Annotated in this window: 19 protein-coding genes; 16 read left to right on the forward strand and 3 right to left on the reverse strand. The window is 72.3% G+C overall.

Annotated elements, in window-relative coordinates; translation table 11 throughout:
• Positions 1 to 31: 31 nt before the first annotated feature.
• The 8 genes from ACZ5D2_RS21485 to glmM all read left to right on the forward strand — a co-directional run bounded on the left by ACZ5D2_RS21485 (position 32) and on the right by glmM (position 8,354).
• Positions 32 to 1,054, forward strand: coding sequence for a DNA-directed RNA polymerase subunit alpha (locus ACZ5D2_RS21485; RefSeq protein WP_007265920.1), 1,023 nt, complete (start codon positions 32 to 34; stop codon positions 1,052 to 1,054).
• A gap of 92 nt (positions 1,055 to 1,146) precedes the next feature.
• Complete coding sequence (gene rplQ / locus ACZ5D2_RS21490; protein ID WP_007265921.1) at positions 1,147 to 1,623, forward strand: 50S ribosomal protein L17; 477 nt, start codon at positions 1,147 to 1,149, stop codon at positions 1,621 to 1,623.
• 96 nt (positions 1,624 to 1,719) lie between these two features.
• Positions 1,720 to 2,583, forward strand: coding sequence for a tRNA pseudouridine(38-40) synthase TruA (gene truA / locus ACZ5D2_RS21495; protein ID WP_371677125.1), 864 nt, complete (start codon positions 1,720 to 1,722; stop codon positions 2,581 to 2,583).
• Between the two features lie 102 nt (positions 2,584 to 2,685).
• A complete protein-coding gene (locus ACZ5D2_RS21500) occupies positions 2,686 to 4,305 on the forward strand; it encodes an ABC-F family ATP-binding cassette domain-containing protein (protein ID WP_371677124.1) in 1,620 nt (539 codons plus the stop codon).
• 60 nt (positions 4,306 to 4,365) lie between these two features.
• Positions 4,366 to 5,622, forward strand: a complete 1,257-nt coding sequence (locus ACZ5D2_RS21505; protein WP_468931132.1) for a glycosyltransferase family 87 protein — start codon at positions 4,366 to 4,368, stop codon at positions 5,620 to 5,622.
• 236 nt (positions 5,623 to 5,858) lie between these two features.
• Positions 5,859 to 6,302 carry a 50S ribosomal protein L13 gene (gene rplM, locus ACZ5D2_RS21510; protein ID WP_030230678.1) on the forward strand — a complete coding sequence of 148 codons (444 nt, stop codon included), beginning with the start codon at positions 5,859 to 5,861 and terminating at the stop codon, positions 6,300 to 6,302.
• Between the two features lie 42 nt (positions 6,303 to 6,344).
• On the forward strand, positions 6,345 to 6,860 hold the full coding sequence (gene rpsI / locus ACZ5D2_RS21515; RefSeq protein WP_030230680.1) for a 30S ribosomal protein S9: 516 nt from the start codon (positions 6,345 to 6,347) through the stop codon (positions 6,858 to 6,860).
• Between the two features lie 135 nt (positions 6,861 to 6,995).
• Complete coding sequence (gene glmM / locus ACZ5D2_RS21520) at positions 6,996 to 8,354, forward strand: phosphoglucosamine mutase (protein WP_371677122.1); 1,359 nt, start codon at positions 6,996 to 6,998, stop codon at positions 8,352 to 8,354.
• Positions 8,355 to 8,360: 6 nt separating this feature from the next.
• On the opposite strand, the gene ACZ5D2_RS21525 is transcribed toward glmM, so the two are convergent.
• The gene (locus tag ACZ5D2_RS21525; RefSeq protein WP_371677121.1) at positions 8,361 to 9,326 is read right to left on the reverse strand and encodes a DUF389 domain-containing protein; all 966 of its coding nucleotides are present in this window, start codon (positions 9,324 to 9,326) and stop codon (positions 8,361 to 8,363) included.
• Positions 9,327 to 9,354: 28 nt separating this feature from the next.
• Positions 9,355 to 10,419, reverse strand: a complete 1,065-nt coding sequence (coaA, locus tag ACZ5D2_RS21530; RefSeq protein WP_371677120.1) for a type I pantothenate kinase — start codon at positions 10,417 to 10,419, stop codon at positions 9,355 to 9,357.
• 253 nt (positions 10,420 to 10,672) lie between these two features.
• Between coaA and ACZ5D2_RS21535 the strand changes: the two genes are divergently transcribed.
• The 8 genes from ACZ5D2_RS21535 to ACZ5D2_RS21570 all read left to right on the forward strand — a co-directional run bounded on the left by ACZ5D2_RS21535 (position 10,673) and on the right by ACZ5D2_RS21570 (position 18,676).
• Complete coding sequence (locus tag ACZ5D2_RS21535; protein WP_371677119.1) at positions 10,673 to 11,455, forward strand: hypothetical protein; 783 nt, start codon at positions 10,673 to 10,675, stop codon at positions 11,453 to 11,455.
• Between the two features lie 103 nt (positions 11,456 to 11,558).
• The gene (gene glmS, locus ACZ5D2_RS21540) at positions 11,559 to 13,409 is read left to right on the forward strand and encodes a glutamine--fructose-6-phosphate transaminase (isomerizing) (protein ID WP_371677118.1); all 1,851 of its coding nucleotides are present in this window, start codon (positions 11,559 to 11,561) and stop codon (positions 13,407 to 13,409) included.
• An 11-nt stretch (positions 13,410 to 13,420) separates the two neighbouring features.
• Entirely contained in the window at positions 13,421 to 13,789 is a 369-nt protein-coding gene (locus tag ACZ5D2_RS21545; protein ID WP_371677117.1) for a holo-ACP synthase, read from the forward strand.
• 114 nt (positions 13,790 to 13,903) lie between these two features.
• Positions 13,904 to 15,310 carry an NAD(P)H-hydrate dehydratase gene (locus tag ACZ5D2_RS21550; RefSeq protein WP_468931141.1) on the forward strand — a complete coding sequence of 469 codons (1,407 nt, stop codon included), beginning with the start codon at positions 13,904 to 13,906 and terminating at the stop codon, positions 15,308 to 15,310.
• 89 nt (positions 15,311 to 15,399) lie between these two features.
• Entirely contained in the window at positions 15,400 to 16,536 is a 1,137-nt protein-coding gene (alr, locus tag ACZ5D2_RS21555; RefSeq protein ID WP_371677115.1) for an alanine racemase, read from the forward strand.
• Between the two features lie 17 nt (positions 16,537 to 16,553).
• Positions 16,554 to 17,735 carry an alpha/beta fold hydrolase gene (locus ACZ5D2_RS21560; RefSeq protein WP_468931144.1) on the forward strand — a complete coding sequence of 394 codons (1,182 nt, stop codon included), beginning with the start codon at positions 16,554 to 16,556 and terminating at the stop codon, positions 17,733 to 17,735.
• The gene (tsaE, locus tag ACZ5D2_RS21565) at positions 17,692 to 18,255 is read left to right on the forward strand and encodes a tRNA (adenosine(37)-N6)-threonylcarbamoyltransferase complex ATPase subunit type 1 TsaE (protein ID WP_371677113.1); all 564 of its coding nucleotides are present in this window, start codon (positions 17,692 to 17,694) and stop codon (positions 18,253 to 18,255) included. The genes ACZ5D2_RS21560 and tsaE overlap by 44 nt, the downstream gene beginning before the upstream one ends.
• Before the next feature lie 235 nt (positions 18,256 to 18,490).
• The gene (locus tag ACZ5D2_RS21570; protein ID WP_371677112.1) at positions 18,491 to 18,676 is read left to right on the forward strand and encodes a hypothetical protein; all 186 of its coding nucleotides are present in this window, start codon (positions 18,491 to 18,493) and stop codon (positions 18,674 to 18,676) included.
• Positions 18,677 to 18,730: 54 nt separating this feature from the next.
• On the opposite strand, the gene ACZ5D2_RS21575 is transcribed toward ACZ5D2_RS21570, so the two are convergent.
• A complete protein-coding gene (locus ACZ5D2_RS21575) occupies positions 18,731 to 19,288 on the reverse strand; it encodes a hypothetical protein (RefSeq protein ID WP_468931149.1) in 558 nt (185 codons plus the stop codon).
• Positions 19,289 to 19,320 lie beyond the last annotated feature (32 nt).

Consider the following 19,320-nt stretch of genomic DNA (forward strand, 5'->3'; position numbering starts at 1 on the left):
AGTGGGCGTCCACGACTGAAGGAACACAGACATGCTTATCGCTCAGCGTCCTTCGCTGACCGAAGAGGTCGTCGACGAGTACCGCTCGCGGTTCGTGATCGAGCCGCTGGAGCCGGGCTTCGGTTACACCCTCGGCAACTCCCTGCGCCGTACCCTCCTGTCCTCCATCCCGGGTGCCGCTGTCACCAGCATCCGCGTGGACGGCGTCCTGCACGAGTTCACCACCGTGCCGGGCGTCAAGGAAGACGTCACGGACATCATCCTCAACATCAAGCAGCTGGTCGTCTCCTCGGAGCACGACGAGCCGGTCGTGATGTACCTGCGCAAGCAGGGTCCCGGCCTGGTCACCGCTGCCGACATCGCGCCCCCGGCCGGTGTCGAGGTGCACAACCCGGACCTGGTCCTCGCCACGCTCAACGGCAAGGGCAAGCTGGAGATGGAGCTGACCGTCGAGCGCGGTCGCGGCTACGTCTCCGCCGTCCAGAACAAGCAGCTGGGCCAGGAGATCGGCCGCATCCCGGTCGACTCCATCTACAGCCCGGTCCTCAAGGTCACCTACAAGGTCGAGGCGACCCGAGTCGAGCAGCGCACCGACTTCGACAAGCTGATCGTCGACGTCGAGACCAAGCAGGCCATGCGCCCGCGCGACGCCATGGCGTCCGCCGGCAAGACCCTGGTCGAGCTGTTCGGTCTGGCGCGCGAGCTCAACATCGACGCCGAGGGCATCGACATGGGCCCGTCCCCGACGGACGCCGCCCTGGCCGCCGACCTGGCGCTGCCGATCGAGGAGCTGGAGCTCACCGTTCGGTCGTACAACTGCCTCAAGCGCGAGGGCATCCACTCCGTGGGTGAGCTCGTCGCCCGCTCCGAGGCCGACCTGCTCGACATCCGCAACTTCGGTGCGAAGTCGATCGACGAGGTCAAGGCGAAGCTGGCCGGCATGGGCCTGGCCCTCAAGGACAGCCCGCCCGGATTCGACCCGACCGCCGCCGCCGACGCCTTCGGCGCCGACGACGACGCGGACGCCGGTTTCGTCGAGACCGAGCAGTACTAAGCAGCACCCGTAGATCTTTCCCGCGGCGTCCGCCCCGGGGGAACTGACACCGGTACCTGACACGGCCGGTGCAGATATGAAGGAGTAACACCATGCCGCGTCCCGCAAAGGGTGCCCGCCTGGGCGGTTCCGCCGCGCACGAGAAGCACCTCCTCGCGAACCTCGCGAAGGCGCTCTTCGAGCACGGCCGCATCACCACCACCGAGGCCAAGGCCCGTCGCCTGCGTCCCTACGCCGAGCGTCTGGTCACCAAGGCCAAGAAGGGCGACATCCACAACCGTCGCCTGGTGCTGCAGACGATCACGGACAAGAGCATCGTGCACACGCTGTTCACCGAGATCGCCCCGCGTTACGAGAACCGCCCCGGTGGTTACACGCGCATCACCAAGATCGGCAACCGTCGTGGCGACAACGCCCCGATGGCGGTCATCGAGCTGGTCGAGGCCCTGACGGTCGCCCAGCAGGCCACCGGTGAGGCCGAGGCCGCCACCAAGCGCGCGGTCAAGGAGGCGGAGGCCAAGGCCGAGGCCACCGAGACCGAGGCTGTCGAGGAGACCAAGGAGGCCTGATCCCGCTACGGGATCGAGTTTTCTTGATCGGCTCTGAACGGGCCCGCCCCTTCCCGGGGCGGGCCCGTTCTGCATTTCTGAGAGAGGATCTGTCACGTGGGTGACGAGGTGGAGCCCGGTCACGTCCGGGTGCGGCTGGACCTGTCGTACGACGGCAAGGACTTCTCCGGCTGGGCGAAGCAGCGGACGCTGCGGACCGTGCAGGGCGAGCTGGAGAGCGCCCTGCAGACCGTGATGCGCCTCAAGGAGCCCGTCGACCTGACCGTCGCCGGGCGCACCGACGCCGGGGTGCACGCGCGCGGGCAGGTCGCGCAGTTCGACCTGGCCGGGGAGGTGTGGGCCGAGCACCACGACAAGCTGTTGCGCCGCCTCGCGGGCCGGCTCCCGCACGACGTGCGGGTCTGGAAGGCCGCGGAGGCCCCCGAGGGTTTCAACGCCCGGTTCTCCGCCATCTGGCGCCGCTACGCCTACCGGGTCGGCGACCACCAGGCGGGCGTCGACCCGCTGCGCCGCGGGCACGTGCTGTGGCACCAGTGGCCGCTGGACGTGGACGCCATGAACGAGGCCGCCGCCGCGCTGCTCGGCGAGCACGACTTCGCCGCGTACTGCAAGAAGCGCGAGGGTGCCACGACCATCCGTACGCTCCAGGAGCTCAGCTGGGTGCGGGACGCGGACGGGATCGTCACCGCGACGGTGCGGGCCGACGCGTTCTGCCACAACATGGTCCGCTCGCTGGTCGGAGCGCTGCTGCACGTGGGCGACGGGCACCGGCCCGTGGAGTGGCCCGGACAGGTCCTGGCCGCCGCCGTACGGGACTCCTCGGTGCACGTGGTGAAGCCGCACGGGCTGACCCTGGAGGAGGTCGGCTACCCGGCGGACGAGCTGCTGGCCGCCCGCAGCAAGGAGGCGCGGAACATGCGGACCCTGCCGGGGGCGGGCGGCGGCTGCGGGGGCTGCTGAGCCCCGGTCCGGCGGCGCTCACCGGGCCCCACCGGGCCCCACCGGGCCTCACCGGGCCAAACCGTTTGGGCGGATCGCCGCCGGGCCGGGACAATGCCCCGCATGGGACATCTCGAAGCCAGCCACCTGGAGTACTACCTTCCCGACGGGCGGGTCCTGCTCCCCGACGTCTCCTTCCGTGTGGGGGAGGGGTCGGTCGTCGCCCTGGTCGGGGCGAACGGGGCCGGCAAGACCACGCTGCTGAAGCTGATCTCCGGTGAGCTCCAGCCGCACGGCGGCGGGGTGACGATCAGCGGCGGGCTCGGCGTGATGTCGCAGTTCGTGGGCTCGGTGCGGGACGAGACGACCGTGCGGGACCTGCTGGTGTCGGTGGCGCAGCCGCGGATCCGGGAGGCCGCGAAGGCCGTGGACCGGGCCGAGCAGCTGATCCTGACGGTGGACGACGAGGCCGCGCAGATGGCGTACGCGCAGGCGCTCAGCGACTGGGCGGACGTCCAGGGCTACGAGGCGGAGACCCTGTGGGACGTCTGCACGATGGCCGCGCTGGCGATCCCGTACGACAGCGCGCAGTTCCGCGAGGTGCGCACGCTGTCGGGCGGTGAGCAGAAGCGCCTGGTCCTGGAGGCGCTGCTGCGCGGGCCGGACGAGGTGCTGCTGCTCGACGAGCCGGACAACTACCTGGACGTCCCGGGCAAGCGGTGGCTGGAGGAGCAGCTGCGGGCCACCCGCAAGACGGTGCTGTTTGTCTCCCACGACCGGGAGCTGCTGACCCAGGCCGCCGAGAAGATCATCAGTCTGGAGGCGAGCCCGACGGGCAGCGACGTGTGGGTGCACGGCGCGGGCTTCGGGACGTACCACGAGGCCCGCAAGGAGCGCTTCGCGCGGTTCGAGGAGCTCAAGCGGCGCTGGGACGAGGAGCACGCCCGGCTGAAGGCGCTGGTGCTGCGGCTGCGCAACCAGGCGGCTTCCAGCCCCGACATGGCCTCGCGCTACCGGGCGATGCAGACGCGCTTCCAGAAGTTCGAGGAGGCCGGACCGCCGCCGGAGCCGCCGCGCGAGCAGGACATCAGGATGCGGCTGAAGGGCGGGCGCACCGGGGTGCGCGCGCTGACCGTGGAGAACCTGGAGCTGACGGGGCTGATGAAGCCCTTCTCGCTGGAGGTGTTCTACGGGGAGCGCGTCGCGGTGCTCGGCTCGAACGGTTCCGGCAAGTCGCACTTCCTGCGGCTGCTGGCGGGCGAGGACGTCAAGCACACGGGCGACTGGAAGCTGGGCGCACGGGTGCTGCCGGGCCATTTCGCGCAGACGCACGCGCATCCGGAGCTGTTCGGCCGCACGCTCGTCGACATCCTGTGGACGGAGGCGGCGAAGCCGCTGGGCGCGGCGATGGGCGCCCTGCGCCGCTACGAGCTGGAGCGTCAGGCGGAGCAGCCGTTCGAGAAGCTCTCGGGCGGGCAGCAGGCGCGTTTCCAGATCCTGCTGCTGGAGCTGGCCGGCACCACGGCGCTGCTGCTGGACGAGCCGACGGACAACCTCGACCTGGAGTCGGCGGAGGCGCTGCAGGACGGGCTGGAGTCGTACGACGGCACGGTGCTGTGCGTGACGCACGACCGCTGGTTCGCGCGGACATTTGACCGTTACCTGGTCTTCGGTTCGGACGGTGTTGTACGGGAGACTCAGGAGCCTGTCTGGGACGAACGCAGGGTCGAGCGCAAGCGGTAGGCCGTCGACCCCTGCGAGGCAAGGGGAGGCGCTGTGGGGCTGCGGCCTGGCATCTGGCTCATGAAGCGGGACCGCCCGTCGGCGGCCGGCCGGCGGACCGCCTGGCTGACGGAGCCGGCGCCCCGGTCCTGGCGGGCGCTCTCGCTGCTGGTCCTGCTGACGGTCTCGGTCTCGGCGAGCCTGCGCCCGAACTGGGGCTCCGACAACGCGTTCGTGGTCAAGGCCGCGGACGCGTTGCTGTCGGGGGTCTCGCCGTACGAGGACAAGCGGTTCCTGTACCTGCCCAGCGCCGTGATCATGGCGGTGCCCGAGGCGATGGTCCCGCGGGAGGCGCTGCGCTGGCTGCTGCCGCTGGGGATGACCGGGCTCGTGGGGGTGGGCTGGTGGGCCTCGCTGCGGCTGTTCGCGGTGCCGCTGTGCTCGCGGTTCGCGGTGGCCGGTCTCGGGCTGCTCGCGCTGGCCTACAAGCCGTACGCGAACCTCGTGCTGATCGGGAACTGGACGGCGATCTCGGCGGCCGCCCTGCCGGTCGCCCTGCTGCTGGCGCACCGGCGCTCGTGGGCCGCGGCGGGGCTGGTGGTGGGGCTGGCGATCGCCTGCAAGCCGATGCTGGTGCCGATCGGTCTGCTCTTCGTCCTGGCCCGGCAGTGGCGGGGGCTGGCGGGGGCGGTGCTGGTGCCGGTGGGGCTGTCGCTGGTGGGGGCCCTGCTGATGCCGAGCCCGACGCTGTTCTTCACCAAGACCCTGCCGTTCCTCTTCAAGGGGCAGGACGCCTACGCGCTGCCCTGGGACGCCTCGCCGATCGCGGTGCTGCCGCGGCTGGGGCTGCCGGAGGCGGTGGCGGTGGCGGTGGCGGGCGCGGGGGCGCTGGCCGGGCTGTGGGCGGTGCGCGTGCGGTGGCGGCGTTCGGAGGGGGAGGCCGACGGGGGTGCGCTGCGGCTGACGGAGACGTCGTGCATGGTGATGCTCGCCGCATTCCTGGTGTCGCGGCCGTCCTTCGACCACTACCTGCTGGTGGTGCTGCCGCCGCTGCTGGCGTCGGGGGTGCGGGAGGGGTCGATGCCGCGTACGCCCTGGTTCTGGCTGGCCCTGATGCCCCAGGCGGCCCTCGTCCCGTGGCCCTCCGAGCTGGCCCACAAGCGTCGCGCGTTCAGAGACATGGTGGCCCTGTGCGGGCTCACGGGTCTGCTGCTGCGTCGTGTGCTGCGCTCCGGTCGGGTTACTCTGGGACCCGTAACAACTGCGGGGTCCCCATCCAGGACCGAACCGGAGTGCGCCGCGACGTCAGCAGCATCGGCATCGCGGACCGCGTTTTGACCCGTACGGGTCTTCTTGGGTACTCTGCTGGTTTGTTATGCGTATTGGCTTTCTCATTCTCACGTGAAAGGGCCTTACGCCGGTCCACCGGGCCGATGACCAGCGGTTCACACGGGTTGCGTCCCCGATGTGGACAAGCGGCTGTCGTGATCGTCCGTGGTGACCCTGTCAGGACCCTTCCCGCGGGGCTCGTGCCCTATGGGATGACCCACCACTGAAGAAGCGAAGGCATACGCGTGCGTACGTTCAGCCCCAAGCCCGGCGACATCTCGCGCCAGTGGCTCGTCATCGACGCCCAGGACGTTGTCCTCGGCCGTCTGGCGACCCAGGCCGCTGCCCTCCTGCGGGGTAAGCACAAGCCGACCTACGCCCCCCACATGGACATGGGCGACTTCGTCATCATCGTCAACGCCGACAAGGTTCACCTGTCCGGCAACAAGGCGACCCAGAAGATGGCGTACCGCCACTCCGGCTTCCCGGGTGGTCTGCGTTCGGTCCGCTACGACGACCTCCTGGCGAACAACCCGGAGAAGGCCGTCGAGAAGGCCATCAAGGGCATGCTCCCCAAGAACACCCTGGGCCGTCAGATGCTCTCGAAGCTGAAGGTCTACTCGGGCGACCAGCACCCCCACGCTGCCCAGCAGCCGGTGCCGTTCGAGATCACCCAGGTCGCGCAGTAGTTCCGGCCACCCCCTAAGACGTAGAAAATTCTGAGGAGCATCGTGGCCGAGACCACCGCCGAGACCCCCGTCGAAGAGTTCGAGGGCGTCGAGGAGTACACCACCGAGTCCGAGGTCGTCGTCGAGGGCGACTACACCTCCGAGTCGCTTGCCGGTCGCTTCGGTGACCCCCAGCCGGCCGCCGGCCTGGGCCGTCGCAAGAACGCCATCGCCCGCGTCCGGATCGTTCCGGGCACCGGCAAGTGGAAGATCAACGGTCGCACCCTTGAGGACTACTTCCCCAACAAGGTGCACCAGCAGGAAGTCAACGAGCCCTTCAAGCTCCTGGAGCTCGACGGCCGTTACGACGTCATCGCCCGCATCGCGGGTGGCGGCGTCTCCGGTCAGGCCGGTGCCCTGCGCCTCGGCGTTGCCCGTGCGCTGAACGAGGCGGACGTGGACAACAACCGCCCGGCGCTGAAGAAGGCCGGCTTCCTTTCCCGCGACGACCGTGCGGTCGAGCGCAAGAAGGCCGGTCTCAAGAAGGCCCGTAAGGCTCCGCAGTACAGCAAGCGTTAATCTGCGCCTGCTGTTCTGCAACGAAACCGCCCCGGCAGCACTCTCCGTGCTGTCGGGGCGGTTCGTTTACCGCCACAAGCGGCAATACCTGTCACAAGCGGTCACAAAGCGAAGCGTGAACTCGGGAGGACAACTGTGGGACGACTCTTCGGGACGGACGGTGTACGAGGCGTCGCCAATGCGGATCTGACGGCCGAGCTCGCGCTCGGCCTCTCCGTGGCGGCCGCACACGTACTGGCCGAGGCGGGCACCTTCGCGGGCCACCGGGCCACGGCGGTCGTCGGCCGCGATCCCCGCGCGTCGGGCGAGTTCCTGGAGGCCGCGGTGGTCGCGGGCCTCGCCAGCGCCGGCGTGGACGTCCTGCGCGTCGGTGTGCTGCCCACCCCGGCGGTGGCGTATCTCACCGGTGCGCTGGGCGCCGACCTCGGCGTGATGCTCTCCGCCAGCCACAACGCCATGCCCGACAACGGCATCAAGTTCTTCGCGCGCGGCGGCCACAAGCTCGCCGACGACCTGGAGGACCGGATCGAGTCGGTCTACGAGGAGCACCGCACGGGCGCTCCCTGGGACCGCCCCACCGGTGACGGCGTCGGCCGCGTCTCGGACTACACCGAGGGCTTCGACAAGTACGTCGCCCACCTCATCGGGGTCCTGCCGAACCGGCTCGACGGCCTGAAGGTCGTCCTCGACGAGGCCCACGGCGCGGCCGCCTACGTCTCGCCCGAGGCCTTCACCCGCGCGGGCGCGGAGATCGTCACGATCGGCGCCGAGCCCGACGGCCTCAACATCAACGACGGCTGCGGCTCCACCCACCTGGGACTGCTCAAGGCGGCCGTCGTCGAGCACGGCGCCGACCTCGGCATCGCGCACGACGGCGACGCCGACCGCTGCCTGGCCGTGGACCACACCGGCGCCGAGGTCGACGGCGACCAGATCCTCGCCGTGCTGGCCCTGGCCATGCGCGAGGCGGGCCAGCTGCGCGAGAACACCGTGGTCGGCACCGTCATGTCCAACCTGGGCTTCAAGCTGGCGATGGAGGCCGAGGGCATCCAGGTCGTGCAGACCGGGGTCGGTGACCGCTACGTGCTGGAGTCGATGAAGGAGCACGGCTACGCGCTGGGCGGCGAGCAGTCCGGCCACGTGATCATCCTCGACCACGCGACCACCGGCGACGGCACGCTGACCGGCCTGATGCTGGCGGCGCGCGTCGCCGCCACCGGGCGGGGGCTGGCCGATCTGGCCGGGGTCATGACGCGGCTGCCGCAGATCCTGATCAACGTCCCGGACGTGGACAAGTCCCGGGTCGCGACCTCCGGCGAGCTGGCCGCGGCCGTCGCCGACGCCGAGCGCGAGCTGGGCACCACCGGCCGGGTGCTGCTGCGCCCCTCCGGCACCGAGCCCCTCGTGCGGGTGATGGTGGAGGCCGCCGACATCGAGCAGGCCCGCGCGGTCGCCGGGCGGCTGGCGGACGCGGTGAAGTCGGCGCTCGGCTAGCCCCGGCTACTTCGAGGTGCGCCGTGGCGCACCCGGCGGGCGGATCATCCGGCCCTGCTGGGTGCGCCACAGCAGTTTCCAGGCGATGAGGGTCAGGCTCCCGGACAGGACGATGCCCAGCAGGTTCAGCGACAGCTGTATGGCCGAGCCCCACATCTGGCCGAGGTCCCCGTAGGACAGGGCCACGGCGGCGTTGGCGGCGGCGGGGACGGTGGTGACCGAGATGGCCACGCCGACCAGGGCGCCGGACTTCGCCGAGGTCAGCGAGAGCATGCCGACCACGCCGGCGAGCAGGGCCACGACGAAGGAGAACGGGTCGGGCTGCCAGATGAAACTGGTGTTGGGCCGGGGGTCGTCCAGCATGCTCTCGTGGAAGAGCCCGAGCGCGTCCATCGCCAGGCTGAACACGGTCGTCCCCACGATCGCGGCGGCGAAGCCGACCGACAGGGCGACCGCGGAGCGCGCGGTCAGCCTCGGGGCGCGCTGCACCAGGCCCGTACAGATCCCGGCGAGCGGGCCGAACTCCGGACCGACGGCCATCGCGCCGACGATCAGGACCGCGTTGTCCAGGACCACGCCGCAGGCCGCGATCATCGTGGCAACGATCATGAACACGCTGTAGGTGATCGTGAGGGTGGACTCCTCGTGGGTGGACTCGGCGAGCTGTTCCCAGATCACCGCGTCCGCGGCCTCGCCCGGAGCCTCCTCCTCCGCCATATCGGCGCGTCGCGAGATCGACAGGTCGATGTGCTCGACGGCGATCGACCCCGATTCGTCGAGGCGGAGCGCGCGCATCTCCTGCAGCAGCTCGTCGGCCGCCTCGCGGGCCACGTCGCACATCACCACGTCGCCCGCGGGGTCGCGGGCGGCGCCGGTCAGCACGACCAGGTGCGTGGTGCCGACCGTCCGGTCGATCAGCTCCACGACCTGCTCCGTCAGGGCGTGCGGGGTGATCATCCTCAGATGCAGCATGCCCGCACCCTAACCGTCCGGGGCCGGCTCAGAGTTTGCGCAGGCTCAGCTTCTGGACCTTGTGGTCGGGGCCCTTGCGCACGACGAGGGTGGCGCGCCCGCGGGTGGGCGCCACGTTCTCCAGCAGGTTGGGCTTGTTGATGGTCCGCCACATCGTCTGGGCGTACTCCAGGGCCTCCTCCTCGGAGACCTGGGTGTACTTGCGGAAGTAGGAGAAGGGGTTCTGGAACGCCGTCTCGCGCAGCTTCCGGAAGCGGTTGAGGTACCAGCGCTCGATGTCCTCGGGCCGCGCGTCCACGTACACGCTGAAGTCGAAGTAGTCGGCCAGGCCGACGCGGGTGCGGCCGTCCTTGCCGGGCAGGGCCGGCTGGAGGACGTTCAGCCCCTCGACGATCAGGATGTCGGGGCGGCGCACGACGAGCCGCTCGTCCGGGACGATGTCGTAGATCAGGTGCGAGTAGACCGGGGCCGTGACCTCGTCCTTGCCCGCCTTGATGTCGGCGACGAAACGGGTCAGCGCCCGGCGGTCGTAGGACTCCGGGAAGCCCTTGCGGGCGGTCAGGCCGCGCCGCTGGAGCTCCTTCATCGGGTACAGGAACCCGTCCGTGGTGACCAGCTCGACGCGGGGGTGCTCGGGCCAGCGCGCGAGGAGGGCCTGGAGCAGGCGGGCCACCGTCGACTTGCCCACCGCGACCGAGCCGGCGACACCTATGACGAAGGGGGTGCCCTGCTGGGCGCCGTGCCCGTTGCCGGCGTCGCCGAGGAAGGTGTTCAGCGTGCCGCGCAGGTTGCTGGTGGCGCCGACGTAGAGGTTGAGCAGGCGGGAGAGCGGGAGGTAGACGTCGCGCACCTCGTCGAGGTCGATGACGTCGCCGAGACCGCGCAGCCGCTCGACCTCCTCCGCCGTCAGGGGCAGTGGCGTGCGCTCCCGCAGGGCGCTCCACTCCGCGCGGGTGAGGTCGACGTAGGGGGAGGCCTCGTGGCCCCGGCGGCGCGTGGGGTGCGCGGCGGGCTCGGGGTGCGTGGGGTGCTCCGATCCGAGGGAGCGCTCCGTTGCGCTGTCCGGCGTGCTTCGTGGCGGCGAAGTGATCACAGGGCCATTGTCGGGGCTCGGGGCCGGTCGTGGGTGGTGGGTTCGGTCACGTGGCCGACGGTCCCGTCGAAGGCGCAGGTGGTGGGGTTGTACGGGTGTGGGTATCGATCGGAACCCCGTCCCGTCTCATGCCGATCACGATTGGCCTCCGGCGGCGGGAACTCCGGCCGGACGTTCGGAGGGGTCGTACATTGATCGCTACCGCTACGCCGTTCCGTGTGCGTGCGGTGTCTTTTTCCCTGGGGGATCCTTCGTGCGCAGCACCCTTGTCCGTCGTACCGTCCTGACCGCCTCCGCGGTGTCCCTGGCCCTGCTTGCCACCGCCTGTGGCTCCGACAAGGCCGACACCGGGGGCGACGCCAAGCCCGACCCGCGGCCGTCCGCGCCGTCGGCCGCTCCCGCCGCGAAGGGCAAGACGGACGCGGAGCTGGCCGGTCTGCTGGTCACGCAGGCGGACGTCCCGGACTACGTGATCAACGCCCAGGCCGCCGCCAAGCTGTCCAAGGTCGACGAGACCCAGGTCACCACCGACAAGCCCGCCTGCAAGGTCCTGGTGCAGACCCAGGCCCTCCAGAAGGTCGGCAAGCCGTCCGGTGTCGCCCGTACCGCGCTGGGAGCCAAGCCGAAGGACCCGGCGGCCGGCGCCTCGCCCGAGGAGAAGCTGGAAGCGGTCAAGAACGCCCTCGGCACCACGGCGACCCTGACCGGCCTGTCCTCCTACGAGGGCCAGGGCGCGGCGGAGACCCTCGCGGCCTTCAAGACCGCCGGGCAGATCTGCGCGGGCGGGTTCTCCTCCACCTCGGAGGGCGACACCACCAAGTACGAGGGCGTGGCCGCGGGCCCGGCCGTCACCGCCGGCGACGAGGCCGTCAGCCTGGCCCTCACCATCGACATGGAGGGCGGCGACAAGGGCACCCTGCTCCTCGTCATGGCGCGCAAGGGCGGCACGGTGGCCTCCTTCAGCTCGATCAGCCTCCTGGGCAAGGCCGACTCCCCGACGGCCCTGATCGACGCTCAGGTCAAGAAGCTCGGCTGACCCCACGCGCCCGCACGTCAACCCCGCCCGGCGATTCGCCGGGCGGGTTTTCGTCTTGTTCGGGTACGGGGCAGACGGCCGACCAGCGCGTACGCTGCGGCCTATGTGCGGAATTGTGGGTTACGTGGGAGCGCAGTCTGCGCTCGATGTGGTCATCGCCGGACTGAAGCGGCTGGAGTACCGCGGCTACGACTCGGCCGGCATCGCGGTCCTCGCCGACGGCGAACTCGCCAACGTCAAGAAGGCCGGGAAACTGGTCAACCTGGAGAAGGAGCTCGTCGGGCACCCGCTGCCGGCCGGTTCCACCGGACTCGGGCACACCCGGTGGGCGACCCACGGCGGGCCCACCGACGTCAACGCCCATCCCCACCTGGACAACTCCGGCCGGGTGGCCGTCGTGCACAACGGCATCATCGAGAACTTCGCCGCGCTGCGCGCCGAACTGGCCGAGCGCGGGCACCGGCTGGAGTCCGATACGGACACCGAGGTGGTCGCGCACCTGCTCGCCGAGCGGTTCTCGGCCACCGGGGGCGGCCTGGCCGAGGCGATGCGGCAGGTGTGCCGGCGCCTGGAGGGCGCCTTCACCCTCGTCGCGGTGCACGCCGACGAGCCGGACGTGGTGGTCGGCGCCCGCCGCAACTCCCCCCTGGTGGTCGGCGTGGGGGAGGGCGAGAACTTCCTCGCCTCGGACGTGGCGGCCTTCATCGCCCACACCCGATCCGCGATCGAACTGGGACAGGACCAGGTCGTCGAACTGCGCCGCGACGAGGTCACGGTGACGGACTTCCACGGGGCGCCCGCGGACGTGCGCGCGTACCACGTGGACTGGGACGCGTCGGCGGCCGAGAAGGGGGGCTACGACTACTTCATGCTCAAGGAGATCGCCGAGCAGCCCAAGGCCGTCGCCGACACCCTCCTCGGCCGGATCGACGCGAGCGGCCTGCTGACCCTGGACGAGGTGCGCATCCCCGCCGCGGTGCTCCGCGAGGTCGACAAGGTCGTGATCGTGGCGTGCGGTACGGCGTACCACGCGGGCATGATCGCGAAGCTGGCCATCGAGCACTGGACCCGCATCCCCTGCGAGACGGAGCTCGCCAGCGAGTTCCGCTACCGCGACCCGATCCTCGACCGGCGGACGCTGGTGATCGCGATCTCGCAGTCCGGCGAGACCATGGACACCCTGATGGCGCTGCGCCACGCCCGCGAGCAGGGGGCCAGGGTGCTGGCCGTCTGCAACACCAACGGATCGACGATCCCGCGCGAGTCGGACGCCGTGCTGTACACGCACGCCGGTCCCGAGGTGGCCGTCGCCTCCACCAAGGCGTTCCTGACGCAGCTGGTCGCCTGCTACCTGGTCGCGCTGTACCTCGGGCAGGTGCGGGGCACCAAGTGGGGCGACGAGATCGAGGCCGTGATCCGGGAGCTGTCGGACATCGCCGGCGCGGTCGACACCGTGCTGGAGACGATGGAGCCGGTACGGCGCCTCGCGCGCTCGCTGGCCGACAAGGACACCGTGCTGTTCCTCGGGCGGCACGTCGGGTACCCGGTGGCGCTGGAGGGCGCGCTCAAGCTCAAGGAGCTGGCGTACATGCACGCCGAGGGCTTCGCGGCGGGCGAGCTCAAGCACGGTCCGATCGCGCTGATCGAGGAGGACCTCCCGGTGGTGGTGGTCGTACCGTCCCCGCGCGGGCGCTCGGTCCTGCACGACAAGATCGTCTCGAACATCCAGGAGATCCGGGCGCGCGGGGCGCGGACCATCGTGATCGCGGAGGAGGGCGACGAGGCGGTGGTCCCGTACGCCGACCACCTGATCCGCATCCCGGCGACCCCGACGCTGCTCCAGCCGCTGGTGGCGACGGTGCCGCTGCAGGTGTTCGCGTGCGAGCTGGCGACGGCGCGGGGCAACGAGGTGGACCAGCCGCGTAACCTCGCCAAGTCCGTGACCGTGGAGTAGTTGGGGTTGTTGTGATCGTCGGTGTGGGGATTGACGTTGCGGAGATCGAGCGGTTCGGGGCCGCGCTGGAGCGGACGCCGAACCTGGCGCGGCGGCTCTTCCTCGACTCCGAGCTGACGCTGCCGGGCGGCGAGCGGCGCGGGACCGCCTCGCTCGCCGCCCGGTTCGCGGCCAAGGAGGCCCTGGCCAAGGCGCTCGGCGCGCCCGGCGGGCTGCTGTGGACCGACGCCGAGGTGTACGTGGAGGAGTCCGGGCAGCCCCGGCTGCGGGTGTCCGGGACGGTCGAGGCGCGGGCGAAGGCGCTCGGTGTGACGTCCTGGCACATCTCGCTGAGCCATGACGCCGGGGTCGCGTCCGCCGTGGTGATCGCGGAGAGGTAGGGGTCCGGTCCGGGTACGGGGTCCGGTCCGGGTACGGGGTCCGGTCCGGGTACGGGCTCAGGCCGGGGCCCCGGCCTGCGGCCTCCGGGCCCGGCCTTCGGGCACGCTGGTGCCATGCGTACTGCTTACAGCGTGGAGACCGTACGGGCCGCCGAGCGCGAGCTGATGGCCCGGCTGCCGGAAGGCGCCCTGATGGCGCGGGCCGCGGCCGGGCTGGCCGCCGTGTGCGCGGGGCTGTTGGGGCGGGTGTACGGCTCCCGCGTCGTGGTGCTGGCCGGCCCGGGGGACAACGGCGGCGACGCCCTGTACGCGGGTGCGCGGCTGGCGCGGCGCGGGGCCCGGGTGACGGCGGTGCCGATGGATCCGGCGCGGATGCACCCGGGCGGGCTCGCCGCGCTGCGGGCCGCCGGGGGCCGCGTCGAGCGGTCCGTCCCGGAGCGGGCGGACCTCGTCCTGGACGGGCTGCTCGGGATCGGCGGCCGGGGCGGGCTGCGGCCGGCCGCCGCCGCGCTGGCGCAGCGGATCCCGGCGGGCGCGCTCGTGGTCGCCGTGGACCTGCCGAGCGGGGTCGACGCGGACACCGGGGAGGTGGCGGGCCCGGCCGTGGCGGCCGACGTGACGGTGACCTTCGGCGCGTACAAGCCGGGGCTGCTGATCGACCCCGGGGCCTCGCGGGTGGGCGCGGTGCGGCTGGTCGACATCGGACTGGACCTCGCGGAGCCCGTGGAGCCCGTGCTGGAAGCCCTCCAGCACGCCGACGTGGCGGGGCTGCTGCCGGTGCCGACGGCGTCGAGCGACAAGTACCGGCGGGGCGTGGTCGGGGTCGTCGCCGGGTCCGAGCAGTACCCGGGCGCCGCGGTGCTGGCCGTCGAGGGGGCGCTGCGGGGCGGCGCGGGCGCGGTGCGGTACGTGGGGCCGGCGGCCGACGCCGTGCTCGCGCGCCACCCGGAGGTGCTGGTCGGGCGGGGCCGGGTGCAGGCCTGGGTGGTCGGACCGGGGATCGGGGCCGGGCGGAGCGCGGAGGTCGCGCGGGCGCTGGCCGACCGGGACGTGCCGGTGCTGGTGGACGCGGACGGGCTGCGGGGACTGGACCCCGACGTGGTGCGGGGGCGCCGGGCCGCGACCCTGCTGACCCCGCACGCGGGGGAGGCGGCGGCGCTGCTGGGGGTGCCGAGGGAGTCGGTGGAGGCCGGGCGGCTGGCCGCCGCACGGGAGCTGGCGGGGCGGTACGGGGCGGCCGTGCTGCTGAAGGGGGCGACGACGCTGGTCGCCCCCGCCGGGCCGGGCCCGGTCCGGGTGAACCCGACCGGGACCCCGTGGCTGGCCACCGCCGGGAGCGGGGACGTGCTGTCGGGGCTGGCCGGGGCGCTGCTGGCGGGCGGGCTGCCGGGGGTCGACGCCGGGTCGGTGGCGGCGTACCTCCACGGGCTGGCCGGGAGGCTGGCCGCCGACGGGGCTCCGGTGGTGGCGCAGGAGGTGGCGGCCGCCCTTCCGGCGGCGTGGCGCGACGTCACGTCCTGACCCCGGGAACCGGGTCGCGCCGGGGCCGGTTCGGCGCGGCCGGGCGGGTAGAGACGGGGCGGGGCGGGGGTTCTGAGAGACTGTGGGCGATGAACGAGACACCGACGCGCGTGTACGCCGAGATCGATCTTGACGCAGTACGGGAGAACGTGCGCGCCCTGCGCGCGCGGGCGCCCCGGGCCCAGCTCATGGCCGTCGTCAAGGCGAACGCCTACGGGCACGGGGCCGTCCCCTGCGCCCGTGCCGCCCAGGAGGCCGGCGCCACCTGGCTCGGTACCGCCACCCCCGAGGAGGCGCTCGCCCTGCGCGCCGCCGGCATCGAGGGGCGCGTCATGTGCTGGCTCTGGACCCCCGGCGGGCCCTGGCGGGAGGCCGTCGAGGCCGACATCGACGTGTCGGTCAGCGGCCTGTGGGCCCTGGACGAGGTGCGGGAGGCCGCCCGCGCGGCCGGTCGCACCGCCAGGATCCAGCTCAAGGCCGACACCGGCCTCGGCCGCAACGGCTGCCAGCCCGCCGACTGGGCGGAGCTCGTCGGCGCGGCCGTCGCCGCGCAGGCGGAGGGAACCGTCCAGGTCACCGGCGTCTGGTCGCACTTCGCCTGCGCCGACGAGCCCGGCCACCCCTCCATCCGGCTGCAGCTCGACGCCTTCCGCGACATGCTCGCCTACGCGGAGAAGGAGGGGGTCGACCCCGAGGTCCGGCACATCGCCAACTCGCCCGCGACCCTCACCCTCCCCGAGAGCCACTACGACCTCGTCCGCACCGGCCTGGCCGTCTACGGCGTCTCGCCCGCCCCCGAGCTCGGCACCCCCGCCCAGCTCGGCCTGCGCCCCGCCATGCGGCTCAAGGCCTCGCTGGCCCTGGTCAAGTCCGTCCCCGCCGGGCACGGGGTGAGCTACGGCCACCACTACGTCACCGGGTCCGAGACCCACCTCGCGCTGGTCCCCGCCGGTTACGCCGACGGCCTGCCGCGCAGCGCCTCCGGCCGCGGGCCGGTGCTCGTCGGCGGCCGGATCCGGCGGGCCGCGGGCCGGATCGCCATGGACCAGTTCGTCGTCGACCTCGGCGAGGACCTCGCCCGAGTCGGCGACGAGGCCGTCGTCTTCGGCGACGCGGAACGCGGCGAACCCACCGCCGAGGACTGGGCTCAAGCGGCACACACGATCGCGTATGAGATCGTCACCCGTATCGGAGGTCGGGTGCCCCGGGTGTACCTGGGCGGCTGAGTGAGGACGGCGACGTCGTGAGCGAAAACTGGCGCAAGGCCGGCTGGGCCGGCGCCGCCATCGGTGTCATAGCGGCGGGCGCCGCGGCCGGTGTCGCGGTCGAAAGGATCACCGTGGGACGCGGCATCCGCATGAAGGCCCGCCTGGCGCTCGACGCCGCCGGGGACTACGGCTCCCTGCGCGGGACCGAGGGCTCCTGCCGGGCCGAGGACGGCACCGAGCTCTACTACGAGACCGACGAGCTGCCGCCCGCGCCCCCCGGCAAGAAGCGCCGCCTGCGCCGCTCGTCCCCGGCCGCCGGGACCACCGTCGTCTTCTGCCACGGCTACTGCCTCGGCCAGGACTCCTGGCACTTCCAGCGCGCCGCGCTGCGCGGAGTCCTCCGGGCCGTCTACTGGGACCAGCGCAGCCACGGCCGCAGCGCCCGGGGCCTGGCCCAGGCCGACGGCGAGCCGGTGACCATCGAGCAGCTCGGCCGCGACCTCAAGGCCGTCATCGACGCCACCGCGCCCGAGGGCCCGCTGGTCCTCGTCGGCCACTCCATGGGCGGGATGACCGTCATGGCCCTCGCCGAGCAGTTCCCGGAGCTGGTGCGCGACCGGGTGATCGGGGTGGCCCTGGTGGGCACCTCCAGCGGGCGGCTCGACCAGGTGACGTACGGGCTGCCCTCCGTGGGACAGGGCGCGGTGCGCAGGATCCTGCCCGGCGTGCTCAGGGCGCTCGGCTCCCAGGTGGAGCTGGTGGAGAAGGGCCGCCGGGCGACCGCCGACCTCTTCGCCGGGATGATCAAGCTGTACTCGTTCGGCTCCCGGGACGTGGATCCGGGCGTCGCCCGCTTCGCCGAGCGGCTGATCGAGGCGACCCCGATCGACGTGGTCGCCGAGTTCTACCCGGCCTTCCAGGCCCACGACAAGACCGCCGCCCTCCAGCGGTTCGCGGACATCCCCGTCACCGTCATCGCCGGGGACCGGGACATGATCATCCCGGCCGAGCACAGCGTGTCGATCAAGGAAGCGCTGCCGGCGGCCGACCTGGTCGTGCTGGAGAACACCGGGCACCTGATGATGCTGGAGCGCCCGGACATCGTGACTGCGCTGCTGACCGACCTCCTGGCGCGCACCGGAGCCGTCCCCGCACCGACTAACGTTGGGGCGCATGGAAGAAGTACCGCGGGAAGCACCGCGCAGCCCGGCGGCTGAGGCCCTGGCCGAGGCCGCCGCCGAAACCATCGTCACCGTCGACTCGCCCGCTTCGATGCAGGAACTGGGCCGCCGGATCGCGGGGCTGCTGCGCCCCGGCGACCTCGTCCTGCTGACCGGGGAACTCGGCGCGGGCAAGACCACCCTGACCCGCGGCCTGGGGGAGGGGCTGGGCGTGCGCGGGGCCGTGACCTCGCCGACCTTCGTGATCGCCCGGGTGCACCCGTCCCTGGGCGACGGGCCGCCGCTGGTGCACGTGGACGCGTACCGCCTCGGCGGCGGGCTGGACGAGATGGAGGACCTGGACCTCGACGTCTCGCTGCCCGAGTCCGTGGTCGTCGTGGAGTGGGGCGACGGCAAGGTGGAGGAGCTCTCCGACGACCGGCTCCATGTGGTGATCGGCCGGGCCGTGGGCCACGAGGAGGTCCTGGACGACGTGCGCGAGGTCGCGCTGCGCGGCGTCGGCGCGCGCTGGGCCGGTGCGGAGCTCGCGGAACTCACCGGGGCGGCCGGACGGTAGGCGCGGCGCCCCGCGCCCTCCCGCGCACGCCGTGAGCCTCCTGACGCGCGAGCCCTACGCCCTCGCCCGCGCCGTACGCCCTCCCGTGCGCCCCCTTGGGGCGGCTGGTGCGCCCACAACGTACCGACAGGCCGTCGGGAAGATATTGCGCAGGTGTGGGGCCGCGTGATGACATGGTACCGAGCGTTGGTTAGGTCTACCTAAGTACAGCGTCCCGGGGTCTCAGGAGGCAGCCATGTCGGCAGCAGGAGCAGAGCGAGCGCCCGTCGTGTCCATGCGGGCCCTGCTCGCGGCGGGCGCGGCCGCCACGGCGGTGTCGACGCCGCCCGGGAGGGCGGACCGGGACCCCGCGCCGCAGGGCGGGGCGGCCCCCGCCGACCCGCACGCACCACAGGCCGCCCCGGAGTCGGAAGCGGCCTGAAGACCCCGTTCGGGTGAATCCCGCGGCGGGGTGGGCGGGGCGTGGTGCGCGGCGTCAGGGAACGACGACGACCTTCGAGTTGATCGTCGCGAACGCCCACATCGCGTCACCGTCGGCGCGGGTCATCCGGATGCCGCCGGCCTTCTTCGCGGGGTCCGGCGCCGGCATCGAGCCGTCCACGCGCGCGCTGAAGCCGATCGCGATGCCGTCCGTGCTGGCGAACCGGACGACGTGCTCGATCGGCACCCCGTCCGTACCCGTGACCGTGCCCGAGCGCGAGCCGACCGCGTAGCTGCCGGGCGCCGGGTGCACCGTGCTCGGCGTCACCGTGAAGGACTTGGGGTCCCGGCCGTCCTCCGCGACCAGCCACACCCGCTTCTGGGACACCGAGTACACGACCCGCATCCCGGTCCCGGAATCGGCGGGCAGCGCGGCGGGCTTCGCCGTGTCCTGCTTGGCCGGGGGCTGGTCCTGATGCGCCGCGGGGGCCTGCGGAGCCGCCTTCACGGGGTGCGCCGGAGCGGTCGCCGAGGCCTGCCAGCCGAGGAAGCCGATCGCGGCGAGCGCCGCGACGGTGAGCCCGGCCACGATTCCCGAGCTGCTGCGTGCCACCTTGCTCCACCTCTTTGCGCCTGCGCCGTCGA

It is taken from the genome of Streptomyces sp. NPDC031479 (genome assembly GCF_055581065.1).